Origin of the sequence: Brevundimonas sp. (assembly GCF_004210735.1) — a bacterium.
Classification (GTDB): Bacteria; Pseudomonadota; Alphaproteobacteria; order Caulobacterales; family Caulobacteraceae; genus Brevundimonas.
In genome coordinates, this window is the sequence record NZ_SDZL01000008.1 from 42876 (window position 1) to 66225 (window position 23350).

General features: G+C 66.6%; 23 protein-coding genes and 1 tRNA gene. 17 read left to right on the forward strand and 7 right to left on the reverse strand.

Features of this window, described 5'->3' with window-relative positions; genetic code table 11:
• Window positions 1-12 precede the first annotated feature (12 nt).
• Window positions 13-1803: a DUF4153 domain-containing protein gene (locus EON91_RS03075; RefSeq protein ID WP_292091517.1), complete on the reverse strand. Its 1791-nt coding sequence runs from the start codon at window positions 1801-1803 to the stop codon at window positions 13-15.
• A gap of 97 nt (window positions 1804-1900) precedes the next feature.
• Between EON91_RS03075 and EON91_RS03080 the strand changes: the two genes are divergently transcribed.
• From EON91_RS03080 to EON91_RS03120, 9 genes are all read left to right on the forward strand, one after another.
• Entirely contained in the window at window positions 1901-3694 is a 1794-nt protein-coding gene (locus tag EON91_RS03080; protein ID WP_292091553.1) for a M3 family oligoendopeptidase, read from the forward strand.
• 87 nt (window positions 3695-3781) lie between these two features.
• A complete protein-coding gene (locus tag EON91_RS03085) occupies window positions 3782-4021 on the forward strand; it encodes an aa3-type cytochrome c oxidase subunit IV (RefSeq protein WP_292091518.1) in 240 nt (79 codons plus the stop codon).
• Window positions 4022-4169: 148 nt separating this feature from the next.
• Window positions 4170-5303 (forward strand): Re/Si-specific NAD(P)(+) transhydrogenase subunit alpha, encoded by a 1134-nt coding sequence (locus EON91_RS03090; RefSeq protein WP_292091519.1) that lies wholly within the window; start codon window positions 4170-4172, stop codon window positions 5301-5303.
• The gene (locus EON91_RS03095; RefSeq protein ID WP_292091520.1) at window positions 5300-5578 is read left to right on the forward strand and encodes a hypothetical protein; all 279 of its coding nucleotides are present in this window, start codon (window positions 5300-5302) and stop codon (window positions 5576-5578) included. The genes EON91_RS03090 and EON91_RS03095 overlap by 4 nt, the downstream gene beginning before the upstream one ends.
• Window positions 5578-5904 carry an NAD(P) transhydrogenase subunit alpha gene (locus EON91_RS03100; protein WP_292091521.1) on the forward strand — a complete coding sequence of 109 codons (327 nt, stop codon included), beginning with the start codon at window positions 5578-5580 and terminating at the stop codon, window positions 5902-5904. The genes EON91_RS03095 and EON91_RS03100 overlap by 1 nt, the downstream gene beginning before the upstream one ends.
• Window positions 5901-6206 carry a hypothetical protein gene (locus EON91_RS03105; RefSeq protein ID WP_292091523.1) on the forward strand — a complete coding sequence of 102 codons (306 nt, stop codon included), beginning with the start codon at window positions 5901-5903 and terminating at the stop codon, window positions 6204-6206. Before EON91_RS03100 ends, EON91_RS03105 begins: the two co-directional genes overlap by 4 nt.
• Entirely contained in the window at window positions 6203-6487 is a 285-nt protein-coding gene (locus EON91_RS03110; RefSeq protein ID WP_292091524.1) for a hypothetical protein, read from the forward strand. Before EON91_RS03105 ends, EON91_RS03110 begins: the two co-directional genes overlap by 4 nt.
• 10 nt (window positions 6488-6497) lie before the next feature.
• Window positions 6498-6857 (forward strand): hypothetical protein, encoded by a 360-nt coding sequence (locus EON91_RS03115; RefSeq protein WP_292091525.1) that lies wholly within the window; start codon window positions 6498-6500, stop codon window positions 6855-6857.
• Window positions 6858-6885: 28 nt separating this feature from the next.
• Entirely contained in the window at window positions 6886-8304 is a 1419-nt protein-coding gene (locus tag EON91_RS03120) for an NAD(P)(+) transhydrogenase (Re/Si-specific) subunit beta (RefSeq protein WP_292091526.1), read from the forward strand.
• Between the two features lie 2 nt (window positions 8305-8306).
• On the opposite strand, the gene EON91_RS03125 is transcribed toward EON91_RS03120, so the two are convergent.
• The 3 genes from EON91_RS03125 to EON91_RS03135 form a co-directional block, all read right to left on the reverse strand.
• Window positions 8307-9497: a CaiB/BaiF CoA-transferase family protein gene (locus EON91_RS03125; RefSeq protein WP_292091527.1), complete on the reverse strand. Its 1191-nt coding sequence runs from the start codon at window positions 9495-9497 to the stop codon at window positions 8307-8309.
• Between the two features lie 16 nt (window positions 9498-9513).
• Complete coding sequence (locus EON91_RS03130; RefSeq protein ID WP_292091528.1) at window positions 9514-10704, reverse strand: acyl-CoA dehydrogenase; 1191 nt, start codon at window positions 10702-10704, stop codon at window positions 9514-9516.
• Window positions 10705-10775: 71 nt separating this feature from the next.
• Complete coding sequence (locus tag EON91_RS03135) at window positions 10776-11681, reverse strand: NAD(P)/FAD-dependent oxidoreductase (protein ID WP_292091529.1); 906 nt, start codon at window positions 11679-11681, stop codon at window positions 10776-10778.
• A gap of 407 nt (window positions 11682-12088) precedes the next feature.
• Here EON91_RS03135 and EON91_RS03140 point away from each other — a divergent pair, with 407 nt between their 5' ends.
• The 5 genes from EON91_RS03140 to EON91_RS03160 all read left to right on the forward strand — a co-directional run bounded on the left by EON91_RS03140 (window position 12089) and on the right by EON91_RS03160 (window position 17444).
• Window positions 12089-12895 (forward strand): GntR family transcriptional regulator, encoded by an 807-nt coding sequence (locus EON91_RS03140; RefSeq protein ID WP_292091530.1) that lies wholly within the window; start codon window positions 12089-12091, stop codon window positions 12893-12895.
• A gap of 189 nt (window positions 12896-13084) precedes the next feature.
• Window positions 13085-13471 carry a biotin/lipoyl-binding protein gene (locus EON91_RS03145; RefSeq protein ID WP_292091532.1) on the forward strand — a complete coding sequence of 129 codons (387 nt, stop codon included), beginning with the start codon at window positions 13085-13087 and terminating at the stop codon, window positions 13469-13471.
• A gap of 63 nt (window positions 13472-13534) precedes the next feature.
• The gene (locus tag EON91_RS03150) at window positions 13535-14119 is read left to right on the forward strand and encodes an HlyD family secretion protein (protein WP_292091555.1); all 585 of its coding nucleotides are present in this window, start codon (window positions 13535-13537) and stop codon (window positions 14117-14119) included.
• A gap of 140 nt (window positions 14120-14259) precedes the next feature.
• The gene (locus EON91_RS03155) at window positions 14260-15750 is read left to right on the forward strand and encodes an ATPase domain-containing protein (protein WP_292091534.1); all 1491 of its coding nucleotides are present in this window, start codon (window positions 14260-14262) and stop codon (window positions 15748-15750) included.
• Complete coding sequence (locus EON91_RS03160) at window positions 15747-17444, forward strand: response regulator (protein ID WP_292091535.1); 1698 nt, start codon at window positions 15747-15749, stop codon at window positions 17442-17444. The genes EON91_RS03155 and EON91_RS03160 overlap by 4 nt, the downstream gene beginning before the upstream one ends.
• A 59-nt stretch (window positions 17445-17503) precedes the next feature.
• Here EON91_RS03160 and EON91_RS03165 read toward each other — a convergent pair.
• A tRNA-Lys gene (locus EON91_RS03165) sits at window positions 17504-17579 on the reverse strand.
• Between the two features lie 157 nt (window positions 17580-17736).
• On the opposite strand from EON91_RS03165, the gene EON91_RS03170 reads away from it, so the two are divergent.
• On the forward strand, window positions 17737-19140 hold the full coding sequence (locus EON91_RS03170) for an amino acid permease (RefSeq protein ID WP_292091537.1): 1404 nt from the start codon (window positions 17737-17739) through the stop codon (window positions 19138-19140).
• Entirely contained in the window at window positions 19140-19493 is a 354-nt protein-coding gene (locus EON91_RS03175; protein ID WP_292091539.1) for an Hpt domain-containing protein, read from the forward strand. Before EON91_RS03170 ends, EON91_RS03175 begins: the two co-directional genes overlap by 1 nt.
• A gap of 2 nt (window positions 19494-19495) precedes the next feature.
• Here the strand turns inward: EON91_RS03175 and EON91_RS03180 are convergent, their stop codons facing one another.
• The gene (locus tag EON91_RS03180) at window positions 19496-19858 is read right to left on the reverse strand and encodes a chorismate mutase (protein WP_292091541.1); all 363 of its coding nucleotides are present in this window, start codon (window positions 19856-19858) and stop codon (window positions 19496-19498) included.
• A complete protein-coding gene (locus EON91_RS03185; RefSeq protein WP_292091542.1) occupies window positions 19830-20645 on the reverse strand; it encodes a ferredoxin--NADP reductase in 816 nt (271 codons plus the stop codon). Before EON91_RS03185 ends, EON91_RS03180 begins: the two co-directional genes overlap by 29 nt.
• A 367-nt stretch (window positions 20646-21012) precedes the next feature.
• Here EON91_RS03185 and EON91_RS03190 point away from each other — a divergent pair, with 367 nt between their 5' ends.
• Window positions 21013-23304, forward strand: coding sequence for a S9 family peptidase (locus EON91_RS03190; protein ID WP_292091543.1), 2292 nt, complete (start codon window positions 21013-21015; stop codon window positions 23302-23304).
• Window positions 23305-23350 lie beyond the last annotated feature (46 nt).

Genomic DNA, 23350 nt, shown 5'->3' on the forward strand with positions numbered 1-23350 from the left:
GATCCGGCGACGTCAGGGAACCGCGCATCCTTCGGGCTGGAACCGTGCCACGCCGCGCTCGCCCAGGCTGATCGAGGGCCAGGTCGGCACGACGGCTTTTATCTGACCGGTGCGCATCATTTCGCGGGGGTCGGTGCGGCCGTGGCCAGGGCACAGGTCGTTGGTGAAGGCGCCGACCTGTTTCCAGATGCCGTCGGTTTCCGCGAACAGGGTGAAGCGCCAGTTGTCGGCCAGCAGGATTTCGTTGCGGCCGTCGTTGTTCAGGTCGATCAGCGTCGCCAGGCAGGCTTCCTGAGTGTTGCAGCCATAGCGGGGATCGCCGCCGGGTACGGGCTTCAGGAAATCGGCGGGCAAACTGGTGTTCGCGGGCCAGGTCGCAATGATGGTTACGCGCGGGGGGATGCGCGGGTCGGTGTCCCGGCGCAGATCATAGCTGTTCTCGGCCTTCTGCGCCTCCTTGGCCCGGCGGGCGATCTCGGGGTTGGAGGACGCTGCGAGGCGGGCCAGGGCGGCCTGACCGGCGCGACCGCTTTCAAACTGCAAGAAGGCGTAGTCGAACAGCGCCGGCTTGACAGCGCCGCGTTGCAGGCGGGCGGTCTGATCCGCCACCGAGAGCCGGGCCGGGTCCAGCAGCGGGCTGAACAGGGCCACGATCAGCGTGACTGACAGGACGGCGGCGACCACATTGGTCCGCTCCAGCGGCTGCATCCAGGGCTGGCGGCGCCAGAAGGGGGCCAGGGCAGCAAAGGCGTAGCCGCCGGCATAGATCACACCCACGACGGCGCAGGCGGCGGCGACGATGCGGTCCGGCGTCAGGCCGTGCTGGCCGATCCGTAGGGACAGACCCCAGAAGGCGATGCCGACCAGCGGGACCAGCAGGACAGCGGCGATCCGCGCCGCGATCCGCAACGCCAGCGGCGGCAGGTTGTCGGGGCGTCCGTCCTGATAGGCGGTGTTGATCAGGATGATCAGGGCGGCGGCGGCGGCCAGCACCAGCGCCGTCGCGCTGCCCGTCTCCCACAGGCCGGTCAGGCCGGTGAAGGGCAGGGCGGCCAGGAACCCCGCGACCAGAACGGTGATGACCAGCAGCAGCCACGACAGCAGCACCAGCGCCACCGTCCGCACGCCCCGGATCAGGCCGTCACGCACGTCGGTCAACTGCACCGCCAAGGCGAAGGCCAGGGTGGTCACGGGGATTGAGAACCACGCCTCGCCGATCAGATCCGACAGGAATTCAAGGCCGATCACCTGGAACAGGGCCGAACCCAGGAACAGCAAGATCCAGAAGGCGCCGGTGAAGCCGATGGACAGGGCCAGTTGCACCCCGGCTTTCCATGCGGTGTCGAAATAGTCGGCGAAGTCGGCGATCCAGCGCCGCGCGCGATCCGCCGGGACGATCAGGTGATGCGCGATGAACAGGGCCGCCGCCGCGAAGGGGAAGACCACCGGCCGGATGAAGGGCATGCCCTCGTGCGGCAGCAGATGCCGCGAGGCCACGTCGTGCCAGGCCAGCAGCGCCAGCCCGACCGCGGCGCCCAGCGTCCAGATCGCCAGCGTCCGCAGCCGAAGCCGCCCGACCGCCGCCAGCAGCATCACCGGCAGGAACAGTGCGACCAGCAGCAACGGGGCGAACAGCGCCGGCTGGGTCGCGGGCCAGACCGCCTGGGCCGCTCCGGCCGGATCGGCCGCGCGATAAAGACAATAGAGCGCCACACCCTGCGCCAGGCCTATGGCCAGCCGCGCGGCGGCCAGCCCTTTACGGCTGTCCAGATGGGCGCGTCCGGTCTGGTCTGCGTCGGTCATGCGGTTCTCCTTGCGGTGGAGGTTGGGGCTACTTTCCTCCTCATGCAATGGGGAGGAAAGATTGCGTCGCGCCGTCAGCGCCACCACTGTGAAAGGCATGAACGCGCCCTTCACGCCCCCGCACTCCGACGCCCCTCTGTGGGATCTGACCGACCTCTACGCCGCGCCCAGTGATCCGAAGATTGCGGCCGATCTGGAAAAAGGACGGGCGCTGGTGGGCGAGTTGCAGGCCCTGCAAGGCAAGCTGGTCGGTCAGCGTGGCGATGCGGCGGCGCTGGGCCGGACGCTGGACCGGGCGATCACCCTGTACGAACACGCGTCGGACGTGATGGGGGCGCTGGGCGCCTATGCCTTCCTGGCCGCCTCGACCGCGCGCGACGATGCGGCGGCGCAGGGGTTCGAGGCCGATGTGCGCGAGAAGATGACGGCCATCGTCACCCCGACCGTCTGGCTGGCGCTGGAGATCAATCAGCTGGAGGAGGCCGAGATCGCGGCCGCCCTGACGGCGCATCCGGCCGCCGCACGCTGGTCGCCGTGGCTGCGCCGGGTGCGGGCCAGCAAGCCGCACGAGCTGTCGGCCGAGTTGGAGACCTTCATCGCCGAGCGCATGCCGATCGCCGCCCAATGGCCGCGCCTGTTCGACGAGACGCTGGCCGCGCTGAGGGTCGATCTGGACAAGGAGAGCCTGACCCTGGCCGAGGCGCTGAACCGCCTGTCCGATCCCAAGGGCGCGCGGCGCAAGGCGGCGGGTGAGGGCCTGTCGACCGCGCTGGGCGAGCGGGCGCGGACCATGGCGCTGGTGCTGAACACCGTCGCCGCCGACAAGGCGATGGAGGACCGCTGGCGGGGCTTCAAACGGCCCGCCGACAGCCGGCACCTGGCCAACGAGGTCGACGGCGACAGCGTGGACGCGATGGCGCAGGCGGTGGCCGGGGCCTATCCGCGCCTGTCGCACCGCTATTATGCGCTGAAGGCCAGGGCGATCGGCCAGGCGACGCTGAACCACTGGGACCGCAACGCCCCCATCGAGACGACCGCCCCGCGCGCCTTCGACTGGACCGCCGGGCGCGCGACGGTGCTGGACAGTTTCGCCGACCTGGGCGGCGATTTCGCGGAACGGGCGCAGTGGTTCTTTGACCGGCCATGGATCGACGGGCGGGCGCGGGCGGGGAAACAGTCCGGCGCCTATGCGCACCCGGTGACGGCGGATCGCCACCCCTATGTCTTCATGAACTGGATGGGCGAGCGACGCGACGTGCTGACCCTGGCGCATGAACTGGGCCACGGCGTGCACCAGACGCTGGCGGCGGGGCAGGGCAGCCTGCTGGCCGATACGCCGCTGACCTTGGCCGAGACGGCCTCGATCTTCGCCGAAGGGTTGACGTTCGACCGGCTGCTGGCGACTGCGCCTAAGTCGGAGCAGCGCGGCCTGCTGGCCGGGCGGATCGAGGACGGGCTGAACACGGTGGTGCGCCAGATCGCCTTCCACCGCTTCGAGACCCGTTTCCACGACGAGCGCGCGTCGGGCGAGGTGTCGGCCGAGCGCATCGGCCAGATCTGGATGGAGGAGATGGCGGCCAGCCTGGGGCCGGCGGTGACGCTGAACCCCGGCTATGAGCATTGGTGGGCCTATGTCAGCCACTTCGTCCACTCGCCCTTCTATGTCTACGCCTATGCGTTCGGCGATCTGCTGGTGGCGGCGTTGATGGAGACGCGGGCGCGCGATCCGCAGGGGTTCACGCCGCTGTATCGCGAGCTGTTGGCCGGGGGCGGGGCGCGGACCTATGTCGAGGCGTTGAAGCCGTTCGGCCTGGACCCGCGCGATCCGGCCTTCTGGACCATCGGCACGAAGCGGCTGGAGCGGCTGATCGACCAGTTCGAAGCGCTGTGACGCCGCAGCGGGCGCGCCGAGACTTGAGCCCGCCGCGCCGCCCGCTATAAGGACCGCAAATCCGCGACTCTCTTTTCGGAAGAAGCCATGGCCGCCGACGACCACCACTCCGACTATCAGCACGGCTCGATGGAAATCCGCGAGCAGGCCGAGACCTATGTCCTGTTCATGGCGCTGGCCAAGTGGGGTTCGCTGGCGACGGCGGTGATCCTGCTGTTCCTGACGCTGTGGTTTGCGGCGGGCGCCGGTTTCCTGGGCGCCTTCATTGCGTCCGCGGTGCTGGCCGTGGCGGGCGTCTTCTTCCTGCGCTCCAAGCCGGCGCACTGATCTTTCGACCGCCGCCGGGCGGTTCGTCGTTTCGCAAAGCCCGTCGGACGCCCGTCCGGCGGGCTTTTGCATTTGAGGTTGAGGCTTTGACGCCCGCTTCCGCTTCGGCCTAACGTCCCTTGGACATCGACTGAGGGGAGGGATTCGTTTGGCCGTCACCATCGCCGTGACCCGCGAGCGCCGTGAAGGCGAAACGCGCTGCGCCGTCACCCCGGAAACGGTGAAGAAGCTGATCGCCCTGGGCGCGACCGTGACGGTCGAGGCCGGGACGGGACTGGGCTCGTCTATCCCCGACGCCGACTACGCCGCCGCCGGCGCGACGGTGAAACCGGACACCCGCGCGGTGCTGGACGGCGCCGACGTGGTGCTGAAGGTGCGGGGGCCGACGGCGCAGGAGACCAGCGCCCTGAAACCCGGCGCCGTGGTGATCGCCATGCTGGACGCGTATCGCGACAAGGCGACGATCGAGGCGCTGAAGGGCGCGGGCATCACCGCCTTCGCCATGGAGTTCGTGCCCCGCATCACCCGCGCCCAGGTCATGGACGTGCTGTCGTCCCAGGCCAATCTGGCCGGATACCGCGCGGTGATCGAGGCGGCCCACGCCTTTGGCAGGGGCTTCCCCATGATGATGACGGCGGCGGGCACGGTCGCCCCGGCCAAGGTCTTCGTCATGGGCGTGGGCGTGGCGGGCCTGCAGGCCATCGCCACGGCACGGCGGCTGGGCGCGGTGGTCACCGCCACCGACGTGCGCCCCGCGACCAAGGAACAGGTCGAAAGCCTGGGCGCCAAATTCCTGGCCGTCGAGGACGAGGAATTCAGGAACGCCCAGACGGCCGGCGGCTACGCCAAGCCGATGTCGGCGGAATATCAGGCCAAACAGGCCGCCCTGACCGGGGAACACATCAAGAAGCAGGACATCGTCATCACCACCGCCTTGATCCCCGGCCGCGCGGCGCCGGTGCTGGTCAGCGCCGAACAGGTGACGTCGATGAAGCCGGGTTCAGTCCTGATCGACCTGGCCGTCGAGGCGGGCGGCAACGTCGAGGGCGCCAGGGCGAACGAGGTCGTCGCCACGGCGAACGGCGCCCAGATCGTCGGCTGGACCAACGTGCCCGGCCGCATCGCGGCGGACGCCAGCGCCCTGTACGCCCGCAACCTGACGGCCTTCCTGGGGTTGATGATCAAGGACGGCGCTCTGGCCGTTGATCTGGAAGACGAAATCCTCAAGGCGTCAGTCGTCACCCATGGCGGGGCGGTGGTGCATGAGGGGGTGAAGGGATGATCGCTCTCCTCGTTATCGGCGCTGCGTTTGGCTCATTCATGCTTAGCCGCACGCTCTTTTGGCTGACCAAGAGTTGGCATGGCGGCTACGTCCGTATCTTTGCCGTTCATATGTCCCTGGCCGTAGCGTGTCTGGCGACGCTTCTTGCTGAGCTTGAGTTGGATTGGGCCACAACCCAGCACGCGCTCCTGTACGTCTCGGCACAGCTGCTCTGGCTGACCATTGATCTCTTTGCCCATCGTGGTCGTCTGGAAACCCAACGCGGAGCCACCTGATGGAACACGTCGATCCCACCGTCTTCCGGCTGGCCATCTTCGTGCTGGCGATCTTCGTCGGCTACTATGTGGTGTGGAGCGTGACGCCGGCGTTGCACACGCCGCTGATGGCCGTCACCAACGCCATTTCCAGCGTCATCATCGTGGGCGGCCTGATCGCCGCGGCGGCGATGAGCGCGGACGTCACGGGGCCGAACGCCTGGATCGCCAAGGGCGCGGGCGTGGCGGCGGTGACCCTGGCCAGCGTCAACATCTTCGGCGGTTTCATGGTCACGCGGCGCATGCTGGCCATGTACCGAAAGAAGGAAAGGCCCAAGGAATCGTGAGGCTGGAGGATCACATCTTCACGACGACGATTCTGGTCGTTCTGGCGGTCATGTTCGGGCTGGTGCTGGTCAGCGGCAAGCTGAGCCCGACAGCACGCGGCCGGATCGAAGTCGTCTTAGCCGTCGGCGTTCTAGTGGCAATGACCGTCTTTTGGGGCGGTCAGATCACCTCGAAATGGCTTGGCGGTATCAATATGAGTGTCGCTGGCGAGTCGCTGTGGTTTTGCCTCTGCGTTGCCGGGATAGGAAGCTTTGCATTTCGCGGTTTGGGTAGCCTGCGCACCTTAAGGGCCAGCAAATGACCGCCGATCCCGTCCAGATGGCCAATGTCGCTTCGTGGGTCGCGACGATCGTCGGCCTGCTGATGGTGGTGTGGGGCTGGCTGCGCGAGCAGGACGCCATCCGGCGTCTGCGGCTGCAGGATTGCGGCCTGGTGCTGGTGTTCGCGGCGGTCCTGACCCGGATCGTGGTGCAGGAGCGGCCGATGGGCGTGTTCGACTGGGTTCTGGTTTTTCTGGGGCCGTTGTTCATCGGCGCGGCCCTGTGGCGACTGGCGCGCACGGGCGCCCTTCCCAAGCGTTAGAGTGAAACGAATGCGACCGCTGACCTCAGCCCTGATCCTGACCATCGTCGGTGCGACGCCTGCACTGGCTCAGGGCGCACAGACGACGCCGGACAGCGGCCTGCACTGGTCGGTCGCAGCGCCGCAGGGCGCTAGCTGGAGTCTGGAGTGCCGGTTCGCGCCGGTCACGATCCAGAACAAGATGCTGAACCGTTTCGCCATCACCGGCACGGGGCCGCGGCGCGGTCGCCTGCCGGGCCAGGACGGCCGCTGCACCCTGACCAGAACCGACGGCGCGGGCCCTGTGGGCGTCGCCCTGGTCAAGGACGGCCAGCCGACGGCGGCGGGGACCAACGATCCGGCCAAGCCGGCCTTCATCAACGTATTCTGACGGCCGCGACAGCGGGGGAGGGGACGCCATGAACGCATCGATCGCAGCGCTGGCCTATCTGGCGGCGGGTGTCCTGTTCATCCTGTCGCTGCGGGGGCTGTCCAGTCCGGTGACCAGCCGGCGCGGCAATACGCTGGGCATGATCGGCATGGCGCTGGCGGTTGGGGTCACCCTGCTGACGCTGGGGACCAGCGGGACGCTGGATCCGCTGACGCTGGGGCTGATTGGGGCGGGCGTCGGGGTCGGCGGGGGCGTCGGCGCCCTGATCGCCAACCGGGTGCCGATGACGGCCATGCCGCAGCTGGTCGCGGCCTTCCACTCGCTGGTCGGGCTGGCGGCGTGTCTGGTGGCGGTGGGGGCGGTCTATGCGCCCGACGCCTTTGGTATCACCACGGCCGACGGCGGGATCAAGACCCTGTCGATCATCGAACTGTCGCTGGGCGTGGCCATCGGCGCCGTGACCTTCACCGGCTCGGTCATTGCGTTTGCCAAGCTGGACGGGCGGATGAGCGGGGCGCCGATCCTGTTGCCCGCGCGGCATCTGATCAACATCGCCTTGGCCTTGGGTCTGGTGCTGCTGATCGGCATATTGATCGGGACGGGCGGGACGGCGGTCTGGGCCTTCTGGGGCGTGTTCCTGATCGCGCTGATCCTGGGCGCGACGCTGATCATTCCCATCGGCGGGGCGGACATGCCCGTGGTGGTGTCGATGCTGAACTCCTACTCCGGCTGGGCCGCGGCGGCGCTGGGCTTCACGCTGGAGAATATCGCCCTGATCATCACCGGGGCGCTGGTCGGGTCGTCGGGCGCGATCCTGAGCTACATCATGTGCAAGGGGATGAACCGCAGCTTCATCAGCGTCATCCTGGGCGGATTCGGCGGCGATGCGGCGGCCGCCGGCGCCGGCGGCGTGGTCGAGACGCGCCCGGTCAAGCAGGGCAGCGCAGAGGACGCCGCCTTCATCCTGAAGAACGCGTCCAAGGTGATCATCGTCCCCGGCTACGGCATGGCCGTGGCCCAGGCCCAGCACGCGCTTCGCGAAATGGCCGACACGCTGAAGGAGGAAGGAGTCGAGGTGAAATACGCCATCCACCCCGTCGCCGGGCGCATGCCGGGCCACATGAACGTCCTGTTGGCCGAAGCCAACGTGCCCTATGACGAGGTGTTCGAGCTGGAGGACATCAACAGCGAGTTCAGCAGCGCCGACGTGGCTTTCGTCATCGGCGCCAATGACGTGACCAATCCCGCCGCCAAGACCGACCCCCAATCGCCCATCTATGGCATGCCGGTGCTGGACGTGGAGAAGGCGGGCACCGTGCTGTTCATCAAACGCGGCATGGGATCGGGCTATGCGGGGGTCGAGAATGAACTGTTCTTCCGCGATAACACCATGATGCTGTTCGCCGACGCCAAGAAGATGGTCGAGGGGATCGTGAAGGCGCTCTAGGCCTAGTCTTTCAGCCCCTTCAGCACTGCGTCCGTGTCCTGGCCCAGCCTGGGCGGCGGCGCGTCATACCGGACGGGCGTTTTCGACAGGCGGATCGGCGAGGCGACGGTGCGGACCGGCTCGGCTAAATCCTCGCGCGCCTGTTCGACCACCAGCTGGCGATGCAGGGCCTGGGGCTCGGCGAAGACCTGATCGATGGTGTTGATCGGCCCGTGCGGCACGCCGGCGGCGTCCAGCATGACCATCAGCGCCTTCATGCTGTGCGGGCGCGTCAGGTCGGACAGCAGGGCGGACAGTTCGGCACGATTGCCGACGCGCGCGGCGTTGGTGGCGAACCGCTCGTCGGTCCCAAGCGCCTCCTGGCCCAGAGCGCGGGTCAGGGCGCGGAACTGGCCGTCATTGCCCACGGCGATGATCACCATGCCGTCGGCACAGGGGAAGGGCTGATAGGGCGACAGGTTCGGGTGGGCGTTGCCCAGCCGTGTCGGCGCCTTGCCCGAGACGAAATAGTTGCTGGCCTGATTGGCCAGCACCGCCGCCTGCACATCGAACAGGGCGATGTCGACATGCTGGCCCTCGCCCGTCGCGCGGGCGTGCCACAGGGCGGCCAGAATGGCGTTGGAGGCATAGAGGCCGGTGAACAGATCGACGACAGCGACGCCGACCTTCATCGGCTCGGCGCCCGGCGCGCCGTCCGGCTGGCCGGTAATGGACATCAGCCCGCCCATGGCCTGGATCATATAGTCATAGCCGGCCCGGTGCGCGTCGGGCCCGTCCTGACCGAAGCCGGTGATGGAGCAATAGACGAGGCGCGGATTGATCGCCGACAGGGCGGCGTAGTCGAGCCCGTATTTGCGCAGGCCGCCGGTCTTGAAATTCTCGACCACCACGTCGCAGGTCGCGGCTAGCCGGCGCACCGTCCCGGCGCCCTCGGGCGTGGCGATGTCCAGCTCGACCGACTTCTTGCCCCGGTTGGCGCACAGGAAATAGGCGGCGTCGCCCTTTGATCCGTCGGCGGTGACGGTGAAGGGGGGGCCCCAAGCCCGGGTGTCGTCGCCGACGCCCGGCCGCTCGATCTTGATCACTTCCGCCCCCAGGTCCGCCAGGGTTTGGGTCGCCCAGGGACCGGCCAGCACGCGGCTGAGGTCCAGGACGCGGACGCCGGAAAGCGGGCCGGGAGCGGAAGCGGTCATGAGGGTCTCGAGGTCGTTAGAACGCGGCCTGTCCGGTGATGGCGCGGCCGAGGATGAGGGCGTGGACGTCGTGTGCGCCTTCATAGGTGTTGACGGTCTCCAGGTTCATGGCGTGGCGCATGACGTGGTGTTCGCCGGTGATACCGGCGCCGCCGTGCATGTCGCGGGCGACGCGGGCGACGTCCAGCGCCTTGCCGCAGTTGTTGCGCTTCATCAGGCTGATGGCCTCGGGCACCCAGGCGCCGGTGTCCAGCAGGCGGCCCAGGGCATAGGCGCCCTCGAAGCCCAGGAAGATCTCGGTCTGCATGTCGGCCAGCTTCTTTTGCACCAGCTGGCGCGACGACAGCGGGCGGCCGAACAGCATGCGCTCGGCGACGTAGTCGCGGCTGGCGTGGAAGCAGAACTCGGCAGCGCCCATCGCGCCCCAGGCGATGCCGAAGCGCGCCTTGTTCAAACAGCTGAACGGCCCGCGCAGCCCCTGTACGTCCGGCAGGATGTTGGCCTCGGGCACAAAGACGTCGTTCAGGCCGATGTCGCCGGTGATCGAGGCGCGAAGCGACAGCTTGTCGCCGATCTTGTCGGTGGTGAAGCCGTCGAAGTCGCGCTCGACGATGAAGCCGCGGATGGTGTCGTCCAGCTTGGCCCAGAAGATGGCCAGGTCGCTGATCGGCGAGTTGGTGATCCAGTATTTGGCGCCGTTCAGGCGATAGCCGCCCGGAACCGCCACGGCCCGGGTGCGCATCGAGGCCGGGTCCGACCCGCCGTCCGCCTCGGTCAGGCCGAAACAGCCGATCAGTTCGCCGGCCGCCATCTTGGGCAGGAATTTCTTCTTCTGCTCTTCCGAGCCGAAAGCGTAGATCGGATACATGGCCAGCGAGCTCTGCACCGACATGGCCGAGCGATAGCCGCTGTCGACCGCCTCGACCTCGCGCGCGATCAGGCCATAGGCGACGTGCGACGCTTCAGAGCCGCCGTACTGCTCCGGCAGCATGGCGCCCAGAAAGCCCATCTCGCCCATCTCGGTCATTATCGAACGGTCGAACACCTCGTCCCGGAAGGCGGCGATCACCCGCGGCAGCAGCGCCTCGCGCGCATAGGACCGCGCCGCGTCCTGCACCATCCGCTCATCATCGGTCAGGCGACCGCGAAGGTCGAACGGATCTTCCCAGCGGAAGGTCTGGGCGGAGAGATGTGCGGCGTCGGTCATGGAGACCTTCCTGATCGAAAGGGACGCGCTTGCCAAGCGGGCGTTGCAGATCGGCGAGACGGCCAGAATTCCTAGCGGGACTGGAGCGTCTCGCGGTCCCGTTCGCGCAGATAGTTGTGGGCGCGGGTGGCGGCGACCGCGCCCTGGCCCACAGCCACGCTGATCTGGTCCAGGCCCTCGACAACATCGCCAGCTGCAAAGGCGCCGGGCACGTCGGCGCCAAACGGCGACGTGGCGTCCAAGGTCCCGTGGTCGCCCTCGGCAATGCCCAGGTCCAACGCGATCCCTGCACGAGGAGAGCATCCCAACGCGGGGTACAGGACATCGACTTCGACCGTCTTGCCGGTCTGCAGAATGATGCGCATCCGGTCAGGGCCAGGCTCAAGATGATCGAGCGGACCGTGCTCGACACTTATTCCGGCGGCGGCGAGCTGCGCCTCCTGCTCGTCCGTCAGTTCCGAATGGCTGAGCGGCATCAGGGTGACGTTCGGCGAATAGGTGCGCAGGAACAGCGCCTCGGCCGCGCCGTTGCTGTCGCAGCCGATCACACCGATGACACGGTCAATCGCCTCATAGCCGTCGCAGACCGGGCAGTAACGCAAGACAGCATCGTGGATGGCTTGTTCGTGCATTACATCTGGCAGATCGACCTGATTGAGGTCGATGCCCGTGGCGAAGATGACCGCTCGTGCATGCCAGGCGCCGTCAGCGGTGGTGACGGTGAAGCCGTCTATCTTGCGGCTGACGCCAAAAACCTTTGCTCGCCGAATCTCTGCGCCGTAGCCCACAGCGTGCTGAGACATGCGCGCGATCAGGTCGGGGCCGGGGATCCCCTCGGGAAAGCCCGGCGCATTGTGACAGAACGGCAGGCGCAACGCCCGGCTGTGCCCGTCGTGCAAGACCAGCACCGCGCGGCGGTATCGGGCCAGATAAAGGGCGGCCGTCAAGCCGGCAGGACCCGCGCCGATGATGATCACGTCGGCGGTGCTCGTCTCATCCATGGCGTCCTCCCTTTTCCTGTCCGGCGGGGAATGAACCGGCAGGATCGGGGTTCCTCGTCTAACGCGGCACGCCGACCGTGCCCCGCCGGGAAACGTCTCTTTGGATCCGATCGATCAGCAGCATCTGCATCTGAATGATACAGCGGCGTGGACAGTCTCCCCTCCAGCAAATCCGGTGCAGAGGCCTGCGGGGTAGGGGCGAGAACCTCTCCGGAAACGGCGTGAGCCCGATTTAAAGCTTTGGGCGTTGAGTCATGTCGTCTGAGCGAAGCTGTACGTTGTCTGCTATTGCATGCAAGTGATTGATGACAAAACATCAATCTTGGTCCACACACGGTTGCTTACACTGATGTGAAATCAGGAAACAGGTCGAGGGAACACTAATGACGGCAACGGCGGAAACGGGACGCCGAAGGCTGAGATCGGACGCGACCACCAGCCTGCCCGTCTATCACCAGCTTTACACCATCCTTCGGCAGCAGATTAAGGATCGGGTCTTCGCAACCGACAGGCCCCTGCCGCCCGAGATGCAGTTGGCCAGCACCTATGACGTCTCGCGCGTCACCGTACGCCGCGCGTTGGAGTTGTTGGAGCGCGAGGGGTTGATTATGCGAAGGCAGGGCGTCGGCACCTTCGCCGCGCCGGAGGGGGAGGATGAAACGGCAGGTGGCGGCCGGGTCTCGGGTCTGGTCGAAAATCTCATCACACTGGGGCTGGAGACCACGGCGCGACTGCTGGCCTTTGACGCTGACGCGCCGACGCCGGGAGTGGTGGCCTCGGCTCTGAACCTGCCGGCCGACGCGCGAACTATCCGCATCGAACGTCTGCGCCTGTACAAGGGCAAACCGTTGTCGCTGACTCAGGTGTATCTGCCCCAGCACCTGCGGACGCATATCAGCGAAGCGATGCTGGACGATCGGCCGGTGATGCGGATCCTGGAGGTCGGCGGCATTCGCGCCCAACGCGCCGAACAGACAATGAGCGCGGTGCCCGCCGACGATGACGCGGCCAGCAAGTTGAACGTCAACATCGGCGCCCCGATGATCCGATTGCGCCGGACGGTCTTCGACGAACACGGTTTGCCGTTCGAACACCAGCAGGGCCTCTACAACCCCGACCAGTATGAATATCACATGCTGCTGACCCGGGATAACAGTTCGGCCAGACCGCAGTGGCGGCATATCGGCTGACAGAGAAGGGTCGCCGCCAGGCCGTGCCGTGGGTCGCCGAACTCGCCGAAGATCGATATGGCCGCCGCCGCGTCCGCCATTGATTGAAGAAACGCCATGACCGACACCCCTGCTTCAGCCGCTCCATCTGCGCCGCCGTCCGAACCGGCTCCTGCACCGGCGCCACCGGCGTCGCCGCCCGGGAAGCGCGTGCTGATCTCCGTGCTGCTGGGGCTGACCGCTGTTGTCGGCGTGCTGCTTGTGCTGTGGGCCTGGCGACTGCCTCCTTTCACGTCCGGTGTTCAGCACACTGACAACGCCTATGTGCGCGGTCAGGTGACGGTGATCGCGCCACAGGTGACGGGCTATGTCATGTCTGTCGAAGTGCAGGACTTTCAGACGGTGAAGGCGGGCCAACCGCTGGCGACTATCGACGACCGCATCTATCGCCAGAAGCTGGAGCAGGCCCGGGCCGGCTTGCATGCAGCGCAGGCCGCGCTTGCCAACTCGGCGCAGATCCAGACCTCGGCGCGCGGATCGGTAGCGCAACCCCGGGCTAGCATCGCGGGCGCCCTTGCGGCGGTGGCCAAGGCCTAGGCTGATCATGACCGCGCCCGCACCCTGTTCACCGGCGGCTGGGTCGCCCAAGCCCAGGTCGATATCACGCGCACGGCGTTGCAGGCCGCACAGGCTCAACTGGCTGCGGCCCGCGCGTCCGAAGGTATTGCGGAAACCGGTGTGACCTCGGCCGTCGTCAGCCGTGGCTCGCTGGAGGCGGCGGTCGAGAACGCACGGGCCCAGGTGCACCTGGCGGAAATCGACCTGACCAATACGCGAATTCTCGCCCCGCGCGATGGACGGCTGGGCGAGATCAGCGTGCGGCAGGGCCAGCAGGTCGCGGTGGGAACGCAACTGATGGCGCTGGTCCCGGATCGCATCTGGGTGATCGCCAACTACAAGGAGAACCAGTTGCGCGAAATCCGGGTGGGGCAACCTGCCGAATTGGCCGTCGATGCCCTGGGCGGGCGGACGCTGACCGGCAAGGTCGAGCAGATCGCACCGGCGACGGGCTCCGAGTTCAGCGTCATCCGTCCCGACAACGCCACCGGCAATTTCACCAAGGTCGCCCAGCGCGTGCCGGTCCGGATTGCGCTTGATCCCGGTCAGGACGGATTGGATCGCCTGCGCCCGGGCCTGTCGGTCGTGGCGCGTGTGGATACGACGGGGACAGGGAGCGCCAAATGATCAAGAGCGTGCGCGCTCTGGTCCACGGCAAGGCCCGGCGAGGGCTGGGCTTCTCGCGATCTGCCCTTGCTATCGAGTGTAACCAAACCGCTCGATCCGCGTTACGGCACAGCTAGGAGCAACGAGGGCGATCGCCGATGATGGAAAAGACGCTGAGCCGCGACGCGGCCTTTGGGATCGAAGGCCTTGATGACATCCTTGTCGGCGGGCTGGAGCGCGAGCGGGTCTATCTGCTCGAAGGCAATCCCGGTACCGGCAAGACGACGGCGGCGATGCGCTTTCTCATAGAGGGTGTCAGCCTGGGCGAACCGGGGCTGTATATTACCCTGTCGGAGACTGAGATTGAGCTTCGCGGTACGGCGAAGTCACATGAATGGTCGCTCGAAGGCGTTGAAATCTTCGAGCTCGTACCGCCGGAGAGCCTGCTGGACGAACAGCAGCAGCAAAGCCTGCTCTACTCGTCGGACCTTGAGCTGGGTGAGACGACCCGGATGATCTTCGAGGCTGTTGAGCGGCATAATCCGCTCCGGGTCGTGATCGACAGTCTGTCCGAGATCCGACTGCTGGCGCAGACATCCCTGCGCTACCGCCGTCAGGTTCTGGCGCTCAAACACTATTTCTCGAAGCGCAAGGCGACCGTCTTGCTGCTGGATGATTTGACGACGGACGTCAACGACAAGACCGTGCACAGCGTGGCGCATGGGGTCATCCAGCTTCAGGAACTGGCGCCCGAGTACGGTGCGGAGCGCCGTCGGGTACGGGTCGTCAAATACCGGGGCCGCCGTTTCCGCGGCGGCTATCACGACTTCACCATCAAGACTGGCGGCCTTGAGGTTTACCCCAGGATCGTCGCGTCGGAGCATCACACCGCCTTCGCACGTGACCAGCTCTCCAGTGGCGTGACGGAACTCGACGCCCTGCTTGGCGGAGGCATTGAGCGGGGATCAAGCGCCCTGATCCTGGGACCAGCGGGAACGGGCAAGTCGCTGTTCGCGATTAATTTCGCGATCTCGGCTGTGGCGCGCGGCGAGAAGGCGGCCCTGTTTATCTTCGATGAGGAACTCGGTCTGCTTTATGATCGCATGAAGCAGATGGGAATTGATCTGCGCGCCATGGAAGCGGATGGCTCACTGCTTATCGAGCAGGTCGATGCGGCCGAGCTGTCACCGGGAGAATTCGCGTCCCGGGTTCGCACCTGCGTATCGACTGGAAACATACAGACCGTCGTCGTTGACAGTCTCAACGGCTATCAGGCGGCCATGCCGCAGGAACAGTTCCTCGTCCTGCATATCCACGAATTGCTCCAGTACCTTAACCGGCAAGGGGCCTCGACCTTCCTGACCGTGGCTCAACACGGTCTCGTCGGGGAGATGAAGGCCCCCGTGGACGTCACTTACCTGGCCGACACCGTGGTGCTGCTCCGTTACTTCGAAGCCCTGGGGAATGTCCGGCGTGCCGTTTCGGTCATCAAGAAGCGTGCAGGCCCGCATGAAGCGACCATTCGCGAATACGAGATCGGGGCGCAGGGGCTTTCGCTCGGCGCACCGCTGAGCCAGTTCCAAGGCGTCCTGCGGGGGGTGCCCAACTTCGTCGGCCCGGGATCCGGTCTGATGGGTGACACTTCCGCATGAGCCTGGGCGGCGCCCTTTCTCGCCGAACCCTGGTGCTGGCCCCTGGCGGCAGGGACGGCGCGATTGCGGCCGCCATACTCGGAGAAGCGGACTGCACAGCGGTCCTGTGCGACGATCTGCCGGACCTGTTGTTACATATCGAAGAGGGGGCGGGTCTGGCGCTCGTCGTCGACGACGTTCTCCGTTCCGCGGATATCAGCCGTCTATCGGCCTGGATCGACGGCCAGCCGGCGTGGTCAGACTTTCCCTTCGTCATTCTGACGCAACGGGGGGGCAGTGTGGAGCGCAATCCGCTTGCCCAGCGTCTGTCGACGGCGCTCGGCAACGTCAGTTTCCTGGAACGCCCGTTCCATCCCACCACCCTGGTCAGCGCGGTTCGGACCGCACTGCGGGGACGCCATCGCCAGTATGAGGCGCGGGAGCGGCTGGAAGAGATCCGCAAGGGCGAAGCCTTGCTGGAAAGGCGGGTCGCCCAGCGGACTTCGGAGCTGGAATCCGCCAACCGGCAGCTCGCTTCGGAAATCATTGAGCGGGAGAAGGTCGAAGTCGCCCTGCGTCAGGCGCAGCGCCTGGAAGCGATAGGCCAACTCACCTCGGGCGTGGCTCATGACTTCAACAATCTTCTGACCGTCATCAGCGGCAATGTCGAACAGCTGAAGAAGCGGATCGACGACCCGGCGATCGTGCGAAGGCTCGCGATGATGGACGAGGCGTCGCGTCGGGGAGCGCAGTTGACCGCCCAGATGCTGGCCTTTTCCCGCCGTCAGAAGCTGGTTCCCCGCGCAGTCGACCTGAACGAGACCGTGCGCCGAATGCGCGACCTCCTTCAGAGCACGATCGGCGGAAGCGTCCGGATTCTGGAGCCGGACCTCGCCGACGACCTGTGGTCGGCCATGATCGACCCGACCCAGATCGAGCTGGTCATCCTCAACCTTGCGATCAATGCGCGGGACGCCATGGATGTGGGCGGAACACTGCGGATCGGAACAGCCAATGTCGTGATGCCGACGCCTGACACTCCCGAGCAGCCGCCTGCAGGTGAGCATGTGGTCGTCTCGGTCTCGGACACCGGATCGGGCATGAAAGAAGAGGTCCTGGCGCGGGCGTTCGAGCCCTTCTTCACCACAAAGGCGGTCGGCAAGGGATCGGGTCTGGGGCTAAGTCAGGTGTTTGGACTGGCCAAGCAGTCAGGGGGCGGCGTCACCATCGATACGGTGGTAGGTGAGGGCACGACCATTCGCATCTATCTCCCGCGCACCGAAACGACGCCTGTTTCACTGCCGGACGAGCCCCGTGATCTTCGCATGGCCGCGGAACAGGGAACGGTGGTTCTGGTTGTGGACGATGACGATGCGGTCCGCGAAGTCACGGTCAATATCCTGCTGGATCTGGGCTACGTCGTCGAGGAGGCGGGCAGCGGCGGTCGGGCGCTGGAGCTGATAAACCAGCGTGACGACATCGCCGCCGTGGTGCTGGACTTCGCCATGCCGGGAATGAATGGCAATGATGTCGCACGTGAGATGCGGGGTCGCAGGCCCCAGCTTCCGATCCTGTTCGCAACAGGCTACGCCGATGCGGAGGCGTTAGGGGACGCGTCCGACGACGAAATCGTCCGCAAACCCTTCCAATCCGCCGAACTCGCCGAAAAGCTGGCGCTGGCCTTTGTCGTCGGACGCGGCGGACCTCAGGGCTAGCGTGTGCCCTGAAACTCTATGCGCAGGGCGCGCTGTTCAGTGAGAGTGGGAAGGGACGATGGTGGGTGATGTAGGGTTCGAACCTACGACCCGCTGATTAAGAGTCAGCTGCTCTACCAACTGAGCTAATCACCCGTACCAATCGTCGCCGGCGCGCAGAACCTCGCCGGAGGGCGCTGCAAATAGATCGGACTGGGGTGGGACGCAAGAGCGCATTTCAGAGAAAGCGACAGTCGCGCTAGGGTCGCTGCAAGAATCGGTCGCGGAAAGCGGCTGAACGGGGGAGTGAGATATGGCGTTCTGGAACCGGCGGCGGTCGATCGATGCGATGCACGCGCCGCATGATGGGCACAAGCTGAAGGCGACGCTGAGCTGGCCGCACCTGCTGGCGCTGGGAGTCGGGGCCATCGTGGGGACGGGCATCCTGACCCTGATCGGCGTCGGGGCGGGGCTGGCGGGGCCTGCGGTTCTGATCAGCTTTGGTCTGGCCGGTCTGGTGTGCGCCTGTGCGGCGCTGGCCTATGCCGAACTGTCGACGATGATGCCGGCGGCGGGCAGCGCCTATACCTATTCCTATGCGGTGCTGGGCGAGTTGATCGCCTGGATCGTGGGGTGGAGCCTGATCCTGGAGTATTCGCTGGTGGTGTCGGCCGTGGCCGTGGGCTGGTCGGGATACGCAATCGGCTTCCTGAGCGGACTGGGCATCGACCTGCCGACGGCGTTGACGGTCGGGCCGCACGTCCCGGGCGGGATCGTCAACCTGCCGGCGGTGTTCATCATCGCGGTGGTGACGGGCCTGCTGCTGCTGGGCACGCGTGAGAGTGCGACGCTGAATGCGGTGCTGGTGGTGGTCAAGGTCGTCGCCCTGATCGCCTTTGTCGCCATCGCCCTGCCGCGCTTCGACTCGGCCAACTTCACGCCCTTCATGCCGCATGGCTTCGGCGCGCCCTTTGTCCAGACGGGGGTGATGGCGGCGGCGGCGATCATCTTCTTCGCCTTCTACGGCTTCGACGCCATCTCGACGGCGGCCGAGGAGACCAAGAAGCCCGAGCGCGATCTGGCCATCGGCATCGTCGGCTCCATGCTGATCTGCACGGCCCTGTATGTGGTCGTGGCGGCGACGGCGATTGGCGCGCGGCCGGTCGCGGCGTTCGCCGACAGCCCGGAACCGCTGGCCCTGATCCTGCGCCAGCTGGGGCAGGGGACGGCGGCCCAGTGGATCGCCGCCTCGGCGGTCATCGCCCTGCCGACGGTACTGCTGGCCTTCCTGTTCGGCCAAAGCCGCATCTTCCTGGGCATGGCGCGTGACGGCCTGTTGCCGCGTCGCCTGGCCAAGATCTCGAGCCGGGGCGTGCCGGCGGTGGTGACCATCTTCACCGCCATAGTGGTGGCGGCGCTGGCGGGCGTGATGCGGCTGGACGAGCTGGCCTCGCTGGCCAACGCCGGGACGCTGGCGGCCTTCATGGCCGTGGGGCTCAGCCTGATCGTGCTGCGCCTGCGCGATCCGGGCCGTGAACGGAAGTTCAAGGCCCCGGTATGGTGGCTGGTGGGGGCGATCACCATCGTCGGCTGCATCGTCTTCTTCTTCAGCCTGAAGGCCTCGACCCAGCTGTACTTCCTGTACTGGAACCTGGCCGGGCTGGTGATCTATCTGCTGTGGTCGCGCCGTAACGCGGTGCTGGCCAAGGCCGCCTGATGGCGCGTCATGATCTCTCCGGGGCGGTGGACTTCACCGTCCTGGAGCGGATGACGGGCGGCGACGACGGGGTCACAGAAGAGGTGCTGGGCCTGTTCGTCGAACAGGCCGCGATGTGGTCCACCATGCTGGACCCCCGCGAGGACGGCTGGCGCGACGCGGTCCACACCATCCGTGGCACGGCCCTGGGGGTCGGGGCCGAGGCGCTGGCGGTGGTCTGCGCCGAGGTCGAGATGGCTGATCAGGCGCTGGCCCATGCCGGGCTGGAGCGGGTCAGGACGGCGCTGGACGCGGCGCTGGCCGACGTGGCCGCCTACCGGCACGAGATCATGCTGCGCGGGCTGCGGGCCTGATATCAGCGCGTCCGGTCCCAGGTCGCGAACTCGTGGGCGATGCAGCGGTCGATGAGCAGGCGCCAGACGGGTTCGGCGATGTCGGGGGACAGGCCAGCGGGGCCGGCGGCGGCCAGGACCTTTTGCACCACGTCGTCGATGCGGGCCTGATCGAAGACGGCGTTGCGGTCCGGCTTGATGCGGGCGGCGGCGTCCATGTAGCGCTGACGCTCGGCCAGCAAGGTCACCAGGGCGCGGTCCAGGGCGTCGACGCCCTGACGGACATCGGCCATGGTCACGCAGTCCTGCGGCGCCTTGCGGTCGTCGACAGCGACGATGGTGGGGGCGGTCTTCAGATCAGCCGACAAAGGCGCGCTCCAGCACATAGTCCCCAGGCTCGGCGTTCGAGCCCTCTTTCATCCCATAGGTTTCCAGCAGTTCGCCGGTCTCCTTGATCATGGCCATAGAGCCGCACAGCATGACCCGGTCGCTGTTGGGCGAGAAGCCGATTGGCAGTTGCAGGTCGGCGAACAGGTCGCCGGACTTGATGCGGTCGGTGATGCGGCCGGGCGTTTCAAACCGCTCGCGCGTCACGGTCGGATAATAGGTCAGCTGGGCCTTGGCCTCATCCCCGATCAGGGGATCGTCGTGGATGCCGTGGGCGAAGAAGTCGCGGTAGGCCAGATCGGCCACGTTGCGCACCGTGTGGCAGACGATGACCTGGCCGAAGCGGGAATAGGTGTCCGGATCGCGTGCGACCGACAGCCAGGGCGCCAGGCCGGTGCCCGTGCCGATCAGCCAAAGGCGCTCGCCGCCGGTCAGGGCGTCCAGAACCAGGGTGCCCGTCGGCTTCTTGCCCATCAACACCGTGTCGCCAGGCTGGATCTTTTGCAGGCGCGAGGTCAGGGGGCCGTCGGCGACCTTGATCGAGAAGAATTCAAGTTCTTCGTCCCAGTTCGGGCTGGCGATGGAATAGGCGCGCAGGACGGGTTTGGCGCCATCCTCGCCCGGCAGGCCGATCATCACGAACTCGCCCGAGCGGAAGCGGAAATCCTCGGGCCGGCGGATGCGGAAGCTGAACAGCTGTTCGGTCCAGTGATGGACGGACAGCACCTCCAGCTCATGGAAGGGGCTGGCCTTCGCGGGGGGAGGGGACAGGGCGGCGTCGGTCATGGCGCCTAACTAGGCGGTCGCGCGGCGATGCGAAAGGCCGCGAAGGTCGCGGATCGCGATTGAACGGCGAAGGAAAAAAGAGGGTGCACATAGTGGACATAGTGCACTTTTCGACGAGGTGTTCGGGGCCAGCCCTTCCGATCCGGCGCGCGCCCCGCCCGCATCATGCGAGGCGCGCGCACGATAGGGCAGGCGGCGACCAGGGCGGGCCGGGGACGCTGCTAACCTGTTGTGCGCCTTGTAAATCAATGTCTTAGGGCAGCGCCATATGATGGCCGAACGCTCTCGGCGCGCATTTGGCCGCATCCTTGCGATTCAGACGGAAAGCAGGGTGACGGAATGAAATTACGCCTCTAGCTTGGCTTTCATGCGCACACTTCTTCTCGCCTCCACCATACTGATGGCTGTCGCCGCCCCGGCTTTCGCCCAGGTTTCGCAATCCCCGGCCCAGATGCCTGCCGCCGCCGCCCCGGCCGCCGCGGGCGTGCTGACGCCCGAGCGGGTCTTCGCCAACCCCAGCCTGTCCGGGCCGGTCGCCAAGGGCGTCAGCCTGTCGCCGGACGGCGAGCTGCTGGCCTTCCTGCGGTCGCGGGAAGACGATGTGAACGTGCAGGACCTGTGGGCCGTGCACACCAGCGGCGGCGAGCCGTTCAAGCTGATCGACGCGCGGGCGCTGGTTCCCGATGCGGGCGAACTGTCCGAGGCCGAAAAGGCCCGTCGCGAGCGGATGAGGATCAGCGCCCGGGGCGTGGTCGATTACGCCTGGGACGACAAGGGTCGTTACATTCTGGTCCCGCTGGAAGGGGACGTGTTTCTGGCCAACCGCCCCAAGGCTGGTGAGGACAGCTCGGTGCGTCGCCTGACGGAAACCGCCGCCGACGAGATCGACGCCAAGGTCAGCCCCGAGGGCGCCTATGTCTCGTTCGTGCGCGATCAGGATCTGGTGATCCTGAACCTGGCGGACGGCAGGGAGACTGCGCTCACCAGCGACGGCGACGGCCTGATCACCTGGGCCACCGCCGAGTTCATCGCCCAGGAAGAGATGGACCGCGACACCGGTTATTGGTGGAGCCCGAACGACCGCTACATCGCGCTGCAACGCACGGACGAGGCGCCGGTCGATGTAATTCCGCGCCTGGACATCACCGGCGGCGGCGCGGCGGTGATCGAGCAGCGCTATCCGCGCGCCGGGCGGCCCAACGCCCTGGTGGACCTGTATGTCCACGACGTGACCAGCGGCCAGCGGGTCAAGGTTGATCTGGGGACCAACGCCGATGTCTATCTGGCGCGGGTCAACTGGTCGGCGGACGGCCGCACCCTGTATGTCCAGCGCCAGTCGCGGGACCAGAAGACGGTCGATCTGCTGAGCGTCGATCCGGCGACCGGCGCGTCGCGCGTGATCGTGACCCAGCGCAGCGACGCCTGGGTGCCGCTGAACCACAGCTTCAAGGCGCTGAAGGACGGAAGCTTCATCTGGGCCTCGGAAGAGAGCGGCTGGAACCACCTGTATCTGTATAACCGCGACGGTCGCCGCATCCGCGCGATCACGCGCGGCGAGTGGCCGGTCAAGAGCCTGGACGGTGTGAACCAGGCGACGGGCGAGGTCTTCTTCACCGCCTCGATGCGCGACGGTAAGGAATATCCGATCGAGCAGCAGCTGTTCCGCGCCAGCCTGAAGCGCACCATGACCCCGGTCGAGGTGACGCCGCGCGGCGGATGGTGGAGCGCCTCGGTCAACGGCACGGGCACGGCCTATGTCGGCAACTATTCCGATCCGGCGACGCCGCAGCAGTCGGCCCTGTACCGGGCGGACGGGACGCGGGTGCGCTGGATCGAGGAGAACCGCCTGGACGCCGCCCACCCCTATGCGCCCTATGTCGCGCGGATGCGGACGCCCGAGTTCGGGACCCTGCAAAGCCACGGCGAGACCCTGGTGTGGAAGATGACCACGCCGCCGGACTTTGACCCCACCAAGACCTATCCGGTCGTGATGCAGGTTTACGGCGGGCCGGGCGGCGGCGGCGTGCGACGCGCCTGGCAGCCGGCGACGACCCAGTTGCTGACCGAGGCGGGCTATATCGTCTTCAACATGGACAACCGCGGCGAAGGCGCACGGTCGGCGGCCTTCAAACAGGCGCTGTATCTGAAGATGGGCCAGCCCGAGATCGCCGATCAGGTGCTGGCGGCCGACTATCTGCGGTCGCTGCCCTATGTCGACGACAGCCGGATCGCCATGATGGGCTGGTCGTATGGCGGGTTCATGAGCCTGATGGCGCTGACCGAACCCAAGATGGGCCTGGCGGCCGCGATCGCCGGGGCGCCGCCGACCGAGTGGGGCCTGTACGACACCCACTATACCGAGCGTTTCATGTCGACGCCGCAAGCCAATGTTGACGGTTACGCCGCGTCGGACGTGCTGCCGCGTCTGGATAATCTGACGGGGCGTCTGCTGCTGCTGCACGGCATGGCCGACGACAACGTCATTTTCGAGAACACCACGCGGGTGCTGGACGCGCTTCAGTTCAAGAGCATCCCGTTCGAGACCATGCTCTATCCGGGCCAGCGTCACGGTGTCCGGGGCAACGAAAGGCAGCTGCACCAATGGCGGACCTATCTGGACTTCCTGGACCGGACGATCGGGACGCGGGCGGAGAAGTAAACCGTCTCCCCTTCCTCTCGAGGGGGAAGGGGAGACGGTTTACTTC

Bases quoted from the DNA above. Each gene is read 5' to 3' on its own strand.
- EON91_RS03170 (WP_292091537.1), top strand. From the start codon at position 17,737: ATGGCGTTCTGGAACCGGCGGCGGTCGATCGATGCGATGCACGCGCCG.
- EON91_RS03180 (WP_292091541.1), bottom strand. From the start codon at position 19,858: ATGTGCTGGAGCGCGCCTTTGTCGGCTGATCTGAAGACCGCCCCCACC.
- EON91_RS03175 (WP_292091539.1), top strand. From the start codon at position 19,140: ATGGCGCGTCATGATCTCTCCGGGGCGGTGGACTTCACCGTCCTGGAG.
- EON91_RS03125 (WP_292091527.1), bottom strand. From the start codon at position 9,497: ATGACCGCTTCCGCTCCCGGCCCGCTTTCCGGCGTCCGCGTCCTGGAC.
- EON91_RS03085 (WP_292091518.1), top strand. From the start codon at position 3,782: ATGGCCGCCGACGACCACCACTCCGACTATCAGCACGGCTCGATGGAA.
- EON91_RS03140 (WP_292091530.1), top strand. From the start codon at position 12,089: ATGACGGCAACGGCGGAAACGGGACGCCGAAGGCTGAGATCGGACGCG.
- EON91_RS03130 (WP_292091528.1), bottom strand. From the start codon at position 10,704: ATGACCGACGCCGCACATCTCTCCGCCCAGACCTTCCGCTGGGAAGAT.
- EON91_RS03115 (WP_292091525.1), top strand. From the start codon at position 6,498: ATGCGACCGCTGACCTCAGCCCTGATCCTGACCATCGTCGGTGCGACG.
- EON91_RS03075 (WP_292091517.1), bottom strand. From the start codon at position 1,803: ATGACCGACGCAGACCAGACCGGACGCGCCCATCTGGACAGCCGTAAA.
- EON91_RS03120 (WP_292091526.1), top strand. From the start codon at position 6,886: ATGAACGCATCGATCGCAGCGCTGGCCTATCTGGCGGCGGGTGTCCTG.
- EON91_RS03110 (WP_292091524.1), top strand. From the start codon at position 6,203: ATGACCGCCGATCCCGTCCAGATGGCCAATGTCGCTTCGTGGGTCGCG.
- EON91_RS03095 (WP_292091520.1), top strand. From the start codon at position 5,300: ATGATCGCTCTCCTCGTTATCGGCGCTGCGTTTGGCTCATTCATGCTT.
- EON91_RS03190 (WP_292091543.1), top strand. From the start codon at position 21,013: ATGCGCACACTTCTTCTCGCCTCCACCATACTGATGGCTGTCGCCGCC.
- EON91_RS03155 (WP_292091534.1), top strand. From the start codon at position 14,260: ATGGAAAAGACGCTGAGCCGCGACGCGGCCTTTGGGATCGAAGGCCTT.
- EON91_RS03100 (WP_292091521.1), top strand. From the start codon at position 5,578: ATGGAACACGTCGATCCCACCGTCTTCCGGCTGGCCATCTTCGTGCTG.
- EON91_RS03160 (WP_292091535.1), top strand. From the start codon at position 15,747: ATGAGCCTGGGCGGCGCCCTTTCTCGCCGAACCCTGGTGCTGGCCCCT.
- EON91_RS03185 (WP_292091542.1), bottom strand. From the start codon at position 20,645: ATGACCGACGCCGCCCTGTCCCCTCCCCCCGCGAAGGCCAGCCCCTTC.
- EON91_RS03080 (WP_292091553.1), top strand. From the start codon at position 1,901: ATGAACGCGCCCTTCACGCCCCCGCACTCCGACGCCCCTCTGTGGGAT.